The sequence below is a fragment of the Streptococcus sp. 343_SSPC genome (genome assembly GCF_001072385.1).
Taxonomy (GTDB): Bacteria; Bacillota; Bacilli; order Lactobacillales; family Streptococcaceae; genus Streptococcus.
On sequence record NZ_JVKU01000010.1, the window covers coordinates 42,747 to 56,405 of the forward strand.

Annotated in this window: 8 protein-coding genes; all 8 read left to right on the forward strand. The window is 43.1% G+C overall.

Features of this window, described 5'->3' with window-relative positions:
- The first annotated feature begins 221 nt into the window (after positions 1–221).
- The 8 genes from ADH27_RS01920 to mraY all read left to right on the forward strand — a co-directional run bounded on the left by ADH27_RS01920 (position 222) and on the right by mraY (position 13,647).
- Positions 222–4,712 carry a S8 family serine peptidase gene (locus ADH27_RS01920; protein WP_048715251.1) on the forward strand — a complete coding sequence of 1,497 codons (4,491 nt, stop codon included), beginning with the start codon at positions 222–224 and terminating at the stop codon, positions 4,710–4,712.
- A gap of 506 nt (positions 4,713–5,218) precedes the next feature.
- Entirely contained in the window at positions 5,219–6,136 is a 918-nt protein-coding gene (gene glyQ, locus ADH27_RS01925) for a glycine--tRNA ligase subunit alpha (RefSeq protein WP_000038760.1), read from the forward strand.
- A gap of 208 nt (positions 6,137–6,344) precedes the next feature.
- A complete protein-coding gene (gene glyS, locus ADH27_RS01930; RefSeq protein ID WP_048715253.1) occupies positions 6,345–8,381 on the forward strand; it encodes a glycine--tRNA ligase subunit beta in 2,037 nt (678 codons plus the stop codon).
- 33 nt (positions 8,382–8,414) lie between these two features.
- Positions 8,415–8,672, forward strand: a complete 258-nt coding sequence (locus tag ADH27_RS01935) for a DUF896 family protein (protein ID WP_023920274.1) — start codon at positions 8,415–8,417, stop codon at positions 8,670–8,672.
- A 395-nt stretch (positions 8,673–9,067) separates the two neighbouring features.
- Positions 9,068–10,018 (forward strand): 16S rRNA (cytosine(1402)-N(4))-methyltransferase RsmH, encoded by a 951-nt coding sequence (gene rsmH, locus ADH27_RS01945; RefSeq protein WP_006596867.1) that lies wholly within the window; start codon positions 9,068–9,070, stop codon positions 10,016–10,018.
- 12 nt (positions 10,019–10,030) lie between these two features.
- Positions 10,031–10,366 carry a cell division protein FtsL gene (gene ftsL, locus ADH27_RS01950; RefSeq protein ID WP_006596866.1) on the forward strand — a complete coding sequence of 112 codons (336 nt, stop codon included), beginning with the start codon at positions 10,031–10,033 and terminating at the stop codon, positions 10,364–10,366.
- On the forward strand, positions 10,359–12,644 hold the full coding sequence (pbp2X, locus tag ADH27_RS01955) for a penicillin-binding protein PBP2X (protein ID WP_048715257.1): 2,286 nt from the start codon (positions 10,359–10,361) through the stop codon (positions 12,642–12,644). The genes ftsL and pbp2X overlap by 8 nt, the downstream gene beginning before the upstream one ends.
- Position 12,645: 1 nt before the next feature.
- Positions 12,646–13,647, forward strand: coding sequence for a phospho-N-acetylmuramoyl-pentapeptide-transferase (gene mraY, locus ADH27_RS01960; protein ID WP_048715259.1), 1,002 nt, complete (start codon positions 12,646–12,648; stop codon positions 13,645–13,647).
- Positions 13,648–13,659 lie beyond the last annotated feature (12 nt).

The window sequence follows — 13,659 nt, forward strand, 5'->3', positions numbered from 1 at the left end:
TTGCTCTCACTGTCTTTTTTTGTGTAATAAGATGAAAAACGAATAATTTGTTTCAGTTATCTAATTATTTGAATACTAAAACCACTAAAAAGCAAACAAAAAATAACTAATTAAAGATATTGTACGGAAATATTACAATTTGATAACAAAGTTAATGTTGAGTGAATTTTCTGAAAAATTAGGAGTATAATAAGAATAATTTAGTATATAGGGGGAATTTTATGAGTAAACAGCGTTTCTCATTGAGAAAATATAAGTTTGGTGTTGCATCGGTGCTGTTAGGATCGGTCCTTGTCTTTGGAGCAGGGAATGTAAGTGCTGATGAAGCGAAGCAGCCAGAGACTGCAGTCGTTGCATCTGCAGAAGCAAATCCAGTATCGCCAAGTGAGTCTGCGTCTCCAGTAACGAATCAGGTAAGTGAGCAGACTACAGGCTCAGTAGTTGAAAATGGTGAAGTTGTTGACGAGCCAGTTTCTTCAGACAAAGGGGCAACAACTCCATCTGTCGAATCAGATAGCCAAGTCCTTGCGAAGGAAGCCAAAACAGAGGCTCCAGCTACTGAAAAGCAAGCGGAAGTCGTAACTAAAACCGAAGATAAAACTGTAGAAAAAGCACCCGAAGGACAGGAAAAAACAGCAGCAAAACCTTCTTCAACAGAGGAGAAGAGTGAGGCTAAACCTGTAACGGAAGTACGTACTGAAAAGAAAGCTGAAGATAAACCATTAAGTATCAGCAGCAATACGATTATTAATGTGCCCCAAACATGGGAAAAAGGCTACAAGGGTGAAGGGACTGTTGTTGCAGTCATTGACTCTGGTTTAGATGTCTACCATGAAGTATTGCGGATTTCAGATCCTACAAAAGGGAAATTCAAAAATCAAACAGAATTAGAAGCTGCAAAAAAAGCAGCGGGAATTGACTACGGAAAATGGTACAATGATAAAGTCGTCTTTGCCTATGATTATATGGATGGAGATGACAATATCAAAGAAAAAGACCATGATTCACACGGTATGCACGTAACTGGGATTGCGACTGGGAACCCTGACAAAAAAGCTGGGGATGGCAACTACGTATACGGAGTTGCTCCAGAAGCCCAAGTGATGTTCATGCGGGTTTTCTCTGATCGTAGTGGATCGACCAGCGATGTTGTCTATGTGAAAGCGATTGATGACGCAGTGGCATTGGGAGCCGATGTCATTAACATGAGTTTAGGGTCTGGGACAGGATCTACAGTAAATGCTAGCCCTGCTGTCCGAGAAGCGATCCAACGAGCACGCGCCAAAGGAGTTAGTGTCGTTATCGCGGCAGGTAATAGCAATACCTATGGATACGGTTATGACAACCCAAGTGCTGAAAACCCTGATTACGGTGTCGTGGGTAGTCCTTCAACCGTAGAAGAGTCTATTTCAGTTGCCTCAGTAAATGATTCATTCGTAACAGAAGAAGTCTTTACAGTGCGTGGTTTGGAAGACAATGCCGACTTGGATAAAGGGAAATTTACCTATACAGCAGCTGAAACAGATGCCAATTTCGAAAATGGGAAAGAATATGACTATGTGGATGCTGGTTTGGGGCGTGAGAGTGATTTAGAAGGTCTCGATTTGACTGGTAAAGTTGCCCTCATCAAACGTGGCGAAATCACCTTCTCAGATAAGGTCGCTAATGTCTATAAAAAAGGAGCGATTGGCGCCCTCATTTATAACAGTGTCGAAGGTGCAAATGTCAAAATGGGTCTCGAAGGCGATGCGAGAAAGATTCCTGCGGTATTTATTTCTAAGCGCTATGGAGAAGCGATCAAAGACAAAGACTACAAGATAGTCTTTGATGGCAGTCTGGATAACCGTCCAAACCCTGACGCAGGAAAAATGTCTGAATTCTCTAGTTGGGGAGTGTCAACGGATGGACAATTGAAACCAGATGTCACTGCACCTGGTGGATCAATCTTCTCTTCACTAAATGACAATAGCTATGGCAGTATGAGCGGAACCAGTATGGCCTCTCCTCATGTGGCTGGGGTATCGGCTTTGGTGAAGGAATACCTCCAAGCTCATCATCCAGAACTTTCACCAGAGGAGCTATCTGCAACGGTTAAGGCCTTGATCATGTCAACTGCAAAACCGCACTTCAACAAAGAAACGGGAGCCTACACTTCGGTACGTCAACAAGGGGCAGGGATTGTAGATACTGCTGCAGCCGTCTCAACAGATTTATATGTAACGAATGAAGATGCTTACCCAAGCGTAACTCTTGGTAATGTGGAAGATCGATTCAGTTTTGATGTGACTGTTCATAATATTTCTGATACTGATAGAGAGTTGAAGATGATTGTGAATACCACTACCGATGATGTAAAAGACGATCACTTTACCTTGAAGCCACGGAAATTAACAGAGACTGTATGGCCAAATGTCACTGTAAAAGCCCATAGTAGTCAGACAGTGACGGTGACTGTCGATGCATCTAAGTTTGCAGAAGAATTGACTAAATTGATGCCGAACGGTTACTTCCTAGAAGGATTTGTTCGCTTTGTGGATCCAGCAGATGATGGCGATGTGGTTAGCATTCCATTTATGGGCTTCCGTGGTTCTTTCCAAGATATCCCTGCGGTTGAAAAACCAATCTACAACTTGGTAAGAGAAGGGAAATCAGGATTCTACTATGATGTTCCAGAAACCAAACACGTGCCATCCAATGCGAACGTCACCTCTTTAGTTTCAAACGCGAATGATGTGCTCTATACGACTGCTAAGAAGGAAACAGCAGAACGAAGCCCAATCGTTCTTGGAACAGTGGAAACACCAGAAGGTTTGAACGTCCTCCACTTGGATGCTGATGGAAATGTCCGTCTGGCTATTTCTCCAGATGGAGATGGGAACAAAGATTACGTGCAGTATCGTGCAGTCGTCTTGCGAAACCTAAATAATATGAAAGCGGCTGTCTACAAGGCAGATGATCAAGCTTTTGCTAACCCAATTTGGACAAGTACAGGATCTTTCTCTGCTCGTAAGAATTACTTTGATGGACGTGGGAAACGATCTTATCTAGTCGACAACTCGGCTTGGGAAGGAACGGATGCCAAGGGTGAAAAGGTGGCGGATGGTCACTATGTCTATGAGGTTCGTTATACGCCAGCAGTTCCAGGAGCAGAGGAGCAAGTTGTTCGCTTTAACCTCCAAATTGACACCCAAAAACCAGTCTTGACTTCAGGTTATACGACCAAGAAGGATGGAGTAGAAACCTTCTATGCTCGTAAAACAAAAGATATTGGCAACGGTGGAATCTTACGAGAGCAAGTCTTCTATGTCAAGGCCTTTGATGAAGAAGGAACCCTGGTTAAGGAGGGGAAAGATGTCCTAGGGAAGACTAGCCGCTTTGAAAACCGTGTCTATTTAACGGCAAATGAGGACGGTGGCTATACTCTTCCAGAAGGAATCAGTAAAGACTTACTTTACTATGTGGTAGAAGACTACGCTGGAAACCGCGACTTTGCTTCTCTTTCTGATTTTGCTGGTAGTGAAGATAGTGGCCGGATTAAGGTGTCAGTCCTAGATGCCGATACACATAAAGAATTAGATACCGATTTTGTCTACCGTATCAAGGATGATCAAGGACAGTATGTCAACTTAGACAAAGGGAAAGAAATCAATTTCCTTAAGTTTGGTAGCTACGTGGCAGAACTCTTTGCCTATGACAAATCAGATCTGAAACTTGTCAGCCAACGAACTCAGAAATTTGAAATCACTGCAGAGGACAGCTTTAAGACCATCGAATTCTTGGCCAAAGAGATTGTCACTGCACCTTTGAGCCTGGTCTTTGATCAAGCAGTACCAAGAACAACACCAGTTGTCTTGAAAAATCAAGCTGGTGAAACCTTTGTTCTTCCAGTTCAGCGCTATGGCAAGAACGCTTTTGGGAAAGATGTCCCAGTTGGAACCTATACGATTTCTGTCAGTCTACCAACAGGTTATGAGTTGTTTGAGGATGCACCGACTGTGACCGTTCTAGCAGACCAAAACAATCTCGCAAAACTTTCTGTAGTCATTAAGACCCAATTGTTGCAATTGTTGGCCCAACAAGCGAACTTGACCAGCACTCCTCAGTACTTTAATGCAACAAGTGAAAAACGTTTAGCCTATGATGCAGCTTATCAAGAAGCTCAGAAAGCTCTTGCGACTAAGTTATCACAAGCAGAAGTTAACCAAATCTTCTCAAATCTTGGATTGGTTACCAGTCAATTAGACGGAAAAGAGTCTGATTTTACAGCGCTAAAATCAGCCATTGCTGCCTATGATGTAACCTCAAAAACAGGTCGCTATGCCAACGCTAAGGATTCCGCTCGACGAACCTTTGACCAAAGCTTTAAGGAATTGGCCCTCTTGCTCGTCCGTGAAGGTGTGACACAAGAGCAAATCAACCAAGCACTTGCAAATTATCAGGCAGCTGATCAACAGCTAAATGGTAAAACAACTGATTTTTCAAGTCTGAAGAAATTGATTGCGGCAGAACTCCAGTTCCAAGCTAAGAATGCGAAGTTTATCTATGCAGCAGATAAGGTGAAGGTAAACTACCTACAAGCCTTTATCCGCGCTCAAGCTGTACTGGCTAATCCTGGTGCCAGTCAACAGGAAGTCAAGGCGGTATTAGCTGAGGTTAAAGCTGCTAAGAAAAAATTAAATGGGAAAAAACTAAAGGTTGTAAAACGCCCATAACAGTCACCCTTTCTTTGAAAGGATTTGCGACAAGTCTGAAACACCTGTTTCGGACTTGTTTTTTGTTTACACTCGAATAGAAATCTGCTATAATACTAGTCAAGAAAGAAAGGCTTATGGCGTTTTTTTAGCGAGCTTGGGATAGTGAAAGCCAAGCAGAACAAGATAAGCAAGTGGCGCTTTCTCTCAGTAGATAGCTGAGTACAGTAGAATAAAATGAAGTAATAAATTAGGGTGGAACCGCGTTTTTGACGCCCCTAGGTCACTTGACTTAGGAGCAAAGACACGGTTTTTTTGTATCCAAAGTCGCAAGAATTAAAAAAGGAGTAATCATGTCTAAGAAATTAACATTTCACTGTGTCAGTGGCAGAGACCTCCTTACAGTCGGACTGCCCCACGCTCAGCACTAGGCTGCCTGAGCTAGACGCAGTACTACTCGTCTTGCCTCGTATGATCGACGAGGCAGACTCGTGTCGCAAGAAATTATATTAATTAAGGAGTATTCAATGTCTAAGAAATTAACATTTCAAGAAATTATTTTGACTTTGCAGCAATACTGGAATGACCAGGGTTGTATGCTCATGCAGGCTTATGATAACGAGAAGGGTGCGGGAACCATGAGTCCTTATACCTTCCTCCGTGCCATCGGTCCTGAGCCATGGAACGCGGCTTATGTGGAGCCATCACGTCGTCCTGCGGACGGTCGTTACGGGGAAAACCCAAACCGTCTTTACCAACACCACCAATTCCAAGTGGTCATGAAACCATCGCCTTCCAATATCCAAGAACTCTACCTAGAGTCATTGGAAAAATTGGGGATCAATCCTTTGGAACACGATATTCGTTTCGTTGAAGATAACTGGGAAAACCCATCAACTGGATCAGCTGGTCTTGGTTGGGAAGTGTGGCTTGACGGTATGGAAATCACTCAGTTCACCTACTTCCAACAAGTCGGTGGTTTGGCAACTGGTCCTGTTACCGCTGAGGTCACTTATGGGTTGGAGCGTTTAGCTTCTTATATCCAAGAAGTCGATTCTGTTTACGATATTGAGTGGGCTCCAGGGGTTAAATACGGAGAAATCTTCCTTCAACCTGAATATGAGCACTCAAAATACAGCTTTGAAGTTTCTGACCAAGATATGCTTCTTGAAAACTTCGAAAAATTTGAAAAAGAAGCAGGACGTGCTTTGGAATTGGGGCTTGTTCACCCAGCCTATGACTATGTTTTGAAATGTTCACATACCTTTAACTTGCTAGATGCACGTGGTGCTGTTTCTGTTACAGAACGCGCTGGCTACATTGCCCGCATCCGTAACTTGGCCCGTGTTGTAGCCAAAACCTTCGTCGCAGAACGTAAAAAACTTGGTTACCCACTTCTCGACGAAGCCACACGCGCAAAACTCCTAGCAGAAGAGGAAGAATAAAGAGAGCGTATTAGATGGGATTGACTGATAGAGCAATCCTACAGAACCAGTTGCCGCAGTGATAAAGGTATCGTTAGAGAAACTAACGATACCAGGCAAAATTAGAGACTTTAGGCTCCAATTTTAGCAATGAAACGACGAAGTCGGTTGCTTGCGTGCCAATCACATAAGGCAAACTGGAAAAAAAGATATTTTTCGGAGAAAAAACATGACAAAAAACTTATTAGTAGAACTAGGACTTGAAGAGTTGCCAGCCTACGTTGTCACACCAAGTGAAAAACAACTCGGTGAGAAAATGGCAGCCTTCTTGGATGACAACCGTCTTTCATACGAAAGCATTCAAACCTTCTCAACGCCCCGCCGTTTGGCTGTCCGTGTGATTGGTTTGGCGGATCAACAAACAGATTTGACCGAAGATTTTAAAGGACCTTCTAAGAAAATCGCCTTGGATGCAGATGGAAACTTCTCAAAAGCGGCTCAAGGATTCGTCCGTGGGAAAGGTTTGACGGTTGACGATATCGAATTCCGTGAAGTCAAAGGGGAAGAGTACGTTTATGTTACGAAGCACGAAGCTGGAAAACCTGCCAAAGAAGTCTTGGCTGGCCTTCCAGAAGTGCTTGCTTCAATGACCTTCCCTGTTAGCATGCACTGGGCTAACAACACCTTTGAATACATTCGCCCAGTTCACACCTTGATCGTTCTTTTGGGTGATGAAGCGCTTGACCTTGATTTCTTGGATATCCAGTCAGGACGTGTGAGTCGTGGACACCGTTTCCTTGGACATGAAGTGGAAATTGCCAATGCGGATTCTTATGAAGAAGACCTTCGTACCGTTTACGTGATTGCGGATAGCAAAGAACGTGAAAACATGATTCGTGAGCAAATCAAGGCTATCGAAGCAGAACAAGGTGTTCAAGTTCAAATCGAAGAAGGCCTTTTGAATGAAGTCTTGAACTTGGTCGAATACCCAACTGCCTTTATGGGAAGTTTTGACACTAAATATTTGGACGTTCCAGAAGAGGTTTTGGTGACATCAATGGAAACACACCAACGTTACTTTGTTGTACGTGACCTTGATGGTCAGCTGAAACCAAACTTCATCTCCGTCCGTAATGGTAACGCTGAGCACTTGGAAAATGTCGTTCGAGGAAATGAAAAAGTCTTGGTGGCACGTCTCGAAGATGGTGAATTCTTCTGGCGTGAAGACCAAAAACTTAAGATTGAAGACCTGGTTGCTAAATTGGCACACGTGACCTTCCATGAAAAAATTGGTTCTCTTTCAGAACACATGGCGCGTGCTGGTGTCATTGCAGCGTCACTAGCTGAGCAAGCTGGTTTGACAGCTGAAGAAACGGCAGCCGTCGCTCGTGCAGCTGAAATCTACAAATTTGACCTCTTGACGGGTATGGTCGGAGAGTTCGATGAATTGCAAGGAATCATGGGTGAAAAATACGCCCTCCTTGCTGGTGAAGATGCTGCGGTAGCGACAGCTATCCGTGAGCACTACCTTCCTGATGCAGCAGACGGAGCCCTTCCAGAGACTAAGGTTGGTGCCATCCTTGCCCTTGCAGATAAATTGGATACCCTCCTTTCCTTCTTCTCAGTAGGCTTGATTCCATCAGGTTCCAATGACCCTTATGCGCTTCGTCGTGCAACACAAGGGATTGTCCGTATCTTGGATGCCTTTGGCTGGCATATCCCTATGGATGAGTTGATTGACAGCCTTTACGCTCTTTCATTTGATAGCCTTTCTTATGATAATCAAGCAGAAGTGCTCAACTTCATCAAGGCGCGTGTGGACAAGATGATGGGACGCACAGCAAAAGATATCAAAGACGCTGTTCTTGCTGGTTCAAACTTTGTCGTGGCAGATATGTTGGAAGTAGCTGACGCTCTCTCAGAAGCTACGAAGACCGATGGTTACAAGGCAGCTGTTGAATCCCTCTCACGTGCTTTCAACTTGGCAGAAAAAGCAGATGCTTCAGTAGCGGTCGATGCCAGTCTCTTTGAAAATGATCAAGAAAAAGCTCTTGCTAAAGCAATTGAAGAGCTTGAATTGACTGGTGCAGCTAGTGACAAATTGACTCAACTCTTTGCTCTTAGCCCAGTCATTGATGCCTTCTTTGACAATACTATGGTGATGGCAGAAGATGAGGCTGTTAAAAACAACCGTTTGGCCCTTCTTGCAGGTCTTGTAGCGAAAGCTAACGCTGTTGCAGCCTTCAACCAATTGAACACAAAATAAGTACCTGGTAAAAGGTAGAAAGTAGGTCTTATTATGACACCTGAAAAAATCGCTCGAATCAATGAGCTTGCTAAAAAGAAAAAAACAGAAGGGTTGACTCCAGAAGAAGAAGTGGAGCAAGCAAAACTTCGTGAAGAATACATTGAAGGTTATCGTCGTTCGGTTCGTCACCATATCGAAGGAATTAAAGTGGTGGACGAAGAAGGTAACGATGTGACACCTGAGAAACTACGCCAAGTACAACGAGAGAAAGGTTTGCACGGCCGCAGTTTGGATGATCCCAATTCATAAATAGATAATAGAAAACTCGATCAGAAGTTGAACTGATCGAGTTTTCTTGTTCTATATGGGCTACTCTGAATCCTTATCTCTATTTTTGTAGTTTTTCCATTGATTTTTAAATATCCAAATAGAGATGGCAAGAACGAAGGCTGCTGTCCAAAAAATCCAAGGGACAGGGGTGCGTAGGAAAAAGTAGACTGCAATTAGATCGGCCACTAGCAGGCCAAGGAGGAGGTATTTCTTATCTTTCATAGAGTTATTGTATCACAATTTGCTTCTCTCGGTCTATTGGTTGATAGGATGAGCTTTTGAAGAATGGGAACTTTTTATCCGAAAATGATGAGCAGATAGAGAAGAGAATCTCAAGTGCATCCTGGTCAGATTTGTGGTAAAATAGATAGGATATGAGTAAAGAATTTCATCATGTAACGGTCTTGCTCCATGAAACGATTGATATGCTGGATGTAAAGCCAGATGGAATCTATGTGGATGCCACTCTAGGTGGAGCTGGCCATAGCGAATATTTATTAAGTCAATTAAGTGAAAAAGGGCATTTATATGCTTTTGACCAGGATCAGCATGCGATTGATAATGCGGAGAAACGATTAGCTCCTTATGTTGAAAAGGGCATGGTAACCTTCATCAAAGACAATTTCCGGAATCTTCAAGCGCGTCTCCAAGAATTGGGAGTCAATGAGATTGATGGAATCTGTTATGATTTAGGAGTTTCTAGTCCCCAGTTAGATGAGCGGTCTCGCGGTTTTTCTTATAAAAAAGATGCTCCCTTGGACATGCGGATGAATCAAGAAGCCTCTTTGACGGCTTATGACGTGGTCAACAACTATGATTACCACGATCTAGTCCGAATCTTTTTCAAGTATGGGGAAGATAAGTTTTCCAAGCAAATTGCTAGAAAGATCGAACAAGCGCGTGCGGTAAAACCGATTGAAACGACGACAGAATTGGCTGAAATCATCAAATCGGCAAAACCGGCTAAGGAACTAAAGAAAAAGGGGCATCCAGCCAAACAAATTTTCCAGGCGATTCGAATTGAAGTCAACGATGAATTGGGAGCGGCGGATGAATCAATCCAGCAGGCCATGGATTTGTTGGCAGTTGGTGGTCGTATTTCAGTCATTACCTTTCATTCCTTGGAAGATCGTTTGACCAAACAATTGTTTAAAGAAGCTTCTACAGTAGAAGTACCGAAGGGCTTGCCTTTCATCCCAGAGGACTTAAAACCAAAAATGGAATTAGTCTCTCGAAAACCGATTCTTCCAAGCCAAGAAGAGTTAGAGAAGAACAACCGAGCTCATTCTGCAAAATTGCGGGTTGCTCGAAAAATTCATAAGTAAGAGGAAATAAACATGGCAGATCAACCATTACGATCTCGGGGCAGTCAGTTGCAAGATCGTATTCGTCGCTTTACCAGAGTAGAAAAAGCTTTTTATGGCTCGATTGTCCTAACAGGGATTATTCTCGCTGTCAGTATTATTTTTATGCAGACGCGGATTCTACAAGTGCAAAGCGATTTGACAAACCTCAATACGGAACTAAAAACAAAAGAGACTGAACTAGAAGATATCCGGCAAGAAGTCAATGAGTTGACTCGATATGAACGCTTGTCTAAGTTAGCTAGTTCTCAGGGGATGACCCTCCAAAAAGAAAATCGAAAAGTGGTGAGTTCAAGTAGCGATGAGTAAATTAAAAAAGAAAATCATTCGTTATTCCCTTAAAAAAAGGAAACTTCCAGACCAAAATCGTCGGCAAGTAGCTAAGAATTTAAGTTTGCTTTCCATTCTTGTTTTCTTCATATTTCTCATTAATTTTGCAGTTATCATAGGCACAGATAGCAAATTCGGAAAAAATTTATCTGAGTTATCCCATCAAGTCCATCAGAAAACAGAGATTGTTCCAGCCAAACGAGGAACAATTTATGACCGAAATGGAGCTGTTATTGCTGAGGATGCGACGACTTATAATGTTTATGCGATCATCGACAAAACCTATAAATCGGCAAAAGGTGAAGTTTTATACGTTGAAGAAAGTCAATACAACCAAGTAGCGGACGTTTTTAATCGTTATTTGGGCATGGAAAAAGACTATGTCGTCCAACAACTGTCTCAGAAGAAGCTCAACCAAGTTTCTTTTGGTGCAGCGGGGAATGATATCAGCTATAGCAATATGGATGCTATCCGGAGTGAACTAGAAGCTGCCAACATTAAAGGTGTTGATTTTACGATGAGTCCAAACCGGAGTTATAAAAATGGGACCTTTGCCTCTCAATTTATCGGTCAAGCTCAATTGATAGAAGATAAAGAAGGCAATAAAACCCTGCAGGGAACAACGGGAATAGAAAAATCCTTGGATCGGATCCTGGGTGGTCAGGATGGAGTGGTGACCTATGAAAAGGATCGCAACGGAAATATTGTGCCAGGATCAGATAAGGTTGCCGTGAAGACAGAAGATGGGAAGGATGTATACACAACCCTTTCTGCGGAACTTCAAACCTATCTCGAAACGCGAATGGATGTTTTCCAAGAAAAGGTAAAAGGTAAATATGTCAGTGCGACCCTGATCAGTGCCAAAACGGGGGAAATCCTTGCAACGACGCAACGTCCAACCTATAATGCAGATACCAAAGAAGGCTTGGATATTAAGAATCTGAGAACCTGGAACACGATTCTTTACCAGGATCAATACGAACCAGGTTCGACTATGAAGGTCATGACCTTGGCAGCGGCGATTGATCATGGGACTTTCCCAGCCTATAACGAGGTATATTACAATAACGAGTTACAGGTGAAAGATGCGATCATCAAAGACTGGGAAATCAATATGGGCTTGTCAGAAGGTCGCTATATGAATATTGCCCAAGGTTTTGCCTATTCAAGTAACATTGGGATGACCAAGCTTGAACAGAAGATGGGCAATAATGTCTGGATGAATTACCTCACACTCTTTAAGTTCGGACTTCCTACACGTTTTGGAATGGGGGACGAAAGTTTTGGAGGCCTACCAGGTGATAACTATGTCACTCAAGCCATGTCTTCCTTCGGTCAAGGGATTTCGGTGACCCAAACGCAGATGTTACGTGCATTTTCTGCCATTGCAAATGATGGGGAAATGTTGGAGCCTAAATTTATCAGTGCGATCTACGACGGCAAGCATGAAACTGCTCGTAAATCACAAAGAGAGATTGTCGGCAATCCAGTATCCGCTTCGGCTGCCCAACAGACCCGTAATTACATGATTACGGTAGGGACTGATCCTCAATTTGGTACCCTCTATTCATCGGATGGTCCCATTATCCAAGTAGCTGGACAAAATGTTGCTGTTAAATCAGGGACAGCCCAAATTGCGACAGCTAATGGCTACTTGGAAGGTGAAAATGATAATATCAACTCGATTGTTGTCATGACACCTGCTGAAGACCCAGATTTTATTATGTATGTGACAGTTCAACAGCCTGAAGTCAGCTTTAGTCCAAAGAGCTGGCAAGAACTGGTCAATCCAGTCTTGGAAGATGCGGTTGCTTTGAAGGATGAGTTGAATCTAGTAACTGAAACCAAAGCCTTGGATGGGGTCGCGAAAGAGGACACCTATAAGATGCCGTCGGCAGAATCCTTGTCGAAAGAATTGAACTTGAAGCAGACCATCAGCCCAGGTGGCTTCGCAGATGAACTGCGTCGCAATCTGATCCAGCCGGTCGTCCTAGGTACTGGAAAAAATATTAAAAAGATGTCTGTATCAGCAGGAACGAAATTAAAAGCAAATGAGCAAGTGTTATTACTAACAGATGACTTGGATTCAGTTCCGGATATGTATGGCTGGACCAAGGAAAATGTTGATAAATTTGCGGAATGGACGGGCATTGAGATCACCTATAAAGGGGAAGGTTCTCGTGTGAGCAAACAAAACGTCAAAGTAGAAACTGCTTTAAAGAAGACGAAGAAAATAACAATTACATTAGGAGATTGATATGTTACTTGCTACCCTAGTAGTATCATTTATTCTAACGGTTATTGGCATTCCTGCCTTTATCCGTTTCTATCAACGGGCCCATATTTCGGGCCAACAAATGCACGAAGATGTGAAGCAACACAAAGCCAAAGCAGGTACTCCTACTATGGGGGGAGTGGTCTTCTTGATCACTTCAGTCTTTGTCACCCTTGTCTTTAGCTTTTTAACCGGGAACTTTACGCGTCCTGTTCAATTGATCCTCTTTATTTTGGTCTTGTATGGAATCGTCGGTTTCTTGGATGACTTCTTGAAGGTCTTTCGTAAGATCAATGAAGGGCTAAATCCCAAGCAAAAATTAGCCCTGCAATTGGTGGGAGGGATTATTTTCTATCTCTTTTCTGAACGCCATGGAGCTGGTAGTCTTCTCAATGTCTTTGGTTGGGATGTCTATTTGGGACATTTCTATATTGTCTTTGCCTTGTTCTGGTTGGTTGGTTTTTCAAATGCAGTCAACTTAACGGACGGGATTGATGGCTTGGCAAGTATTTCGGTAACCATCAGCTTGATCGCTTATTCCATTATCGCTGTTTGGCAAAGACGAATCGATATCCTTTTTGTGACCATCAGTATGATTGGAGCTCTATTAGGTTTCTTCGTCTACAACCACAAGCCGGCCAAGATTTTCATGGGAGATGTTGGAAGCCTAGCCCTAGGTGGGATGCTTGCGACTCTATCCATGGCTCTCCACGTAGAGTGGACCTTGCTCTTGATTGGGATTGTCTACGTCTTTGAGACTAGCTCTGTCATGCTCCAAGTGTCCTATTTCAAATGGACAAAGAAACGGACAGGGGAAGGACGGCGGATCTTCCGCATGACGCCTTTCCATCACCATTTAGAGTTGGGTGGTCTGTCTGGTAATGGACCTAAATGGTCTGAGTGGAAGGTCGATGCCTTTCTCTGGAGTGTTGGTGCAGGAATGAGCGCCTTGACCCTCTTGATCTACTATTTGACCAATTCATAAGCCATGAATCAT

What these genes read in the sequence shown, in the direction of transcription:
- ADH27_RS01920 (WP_048715251.1), top strand. Translation starts at nt 222, where the DNA reads ATGAGTAAACAGCGTTTCTCATTGAGAAAATATAAGTTTGGTGTTGCA.
- glyQ (WP_000038760.1), top strand. Translation starts at nt 5,219, where the DNA reads ATGTCTAAGAAATTAACATTTCAAGAAATTATTTTGACTTTGCAGCAA.
- glyS (WP_048715253.1), top strand. Translation starts at nt 6,345, where the DNA reads ATGACAAAAAACTTATTAGTAGAACTAGGACTTGAAGAGTTGCCAGCC.
- ADH27_RS01935 (WP_023920274.1), top strand. Translation starts at nt 8,415, where the DNA reads ATGACACCTGAAAAAATCGCTCGAATCAATGAGCTTGCTAAAAAGAAA.
- rsmH (WP_006596867.1), top strand. Translation starts at nt 9,068, where the DNA reads ATGAGTAAAGAATTTCATCATGTAACGGTCTTGCTCCATGAAACGATT.
- ftsL (WP_006596866.1), top strand. Translation starts at nt 10,031, where the DNA reads ATGGCAGATCAACCATTACGATCTCGGGGCAGTCAGTTGCAAGATCGT.
- pbp2X (WP_048715257.1), top strand. Translation starts at nt 10,359, where the DNA reads ATGAGTAAATTAAAAAAGAAAATCATTCGTTATTCCCTTAAAAAAAGG.
- mraY (WP_048715259.1), top strand. Translation starts at nt 12,646, where the DNA reads ATGTTACTTGCTACCCTAGTAGTATCATTTATTCTAACGGTTATTGGC.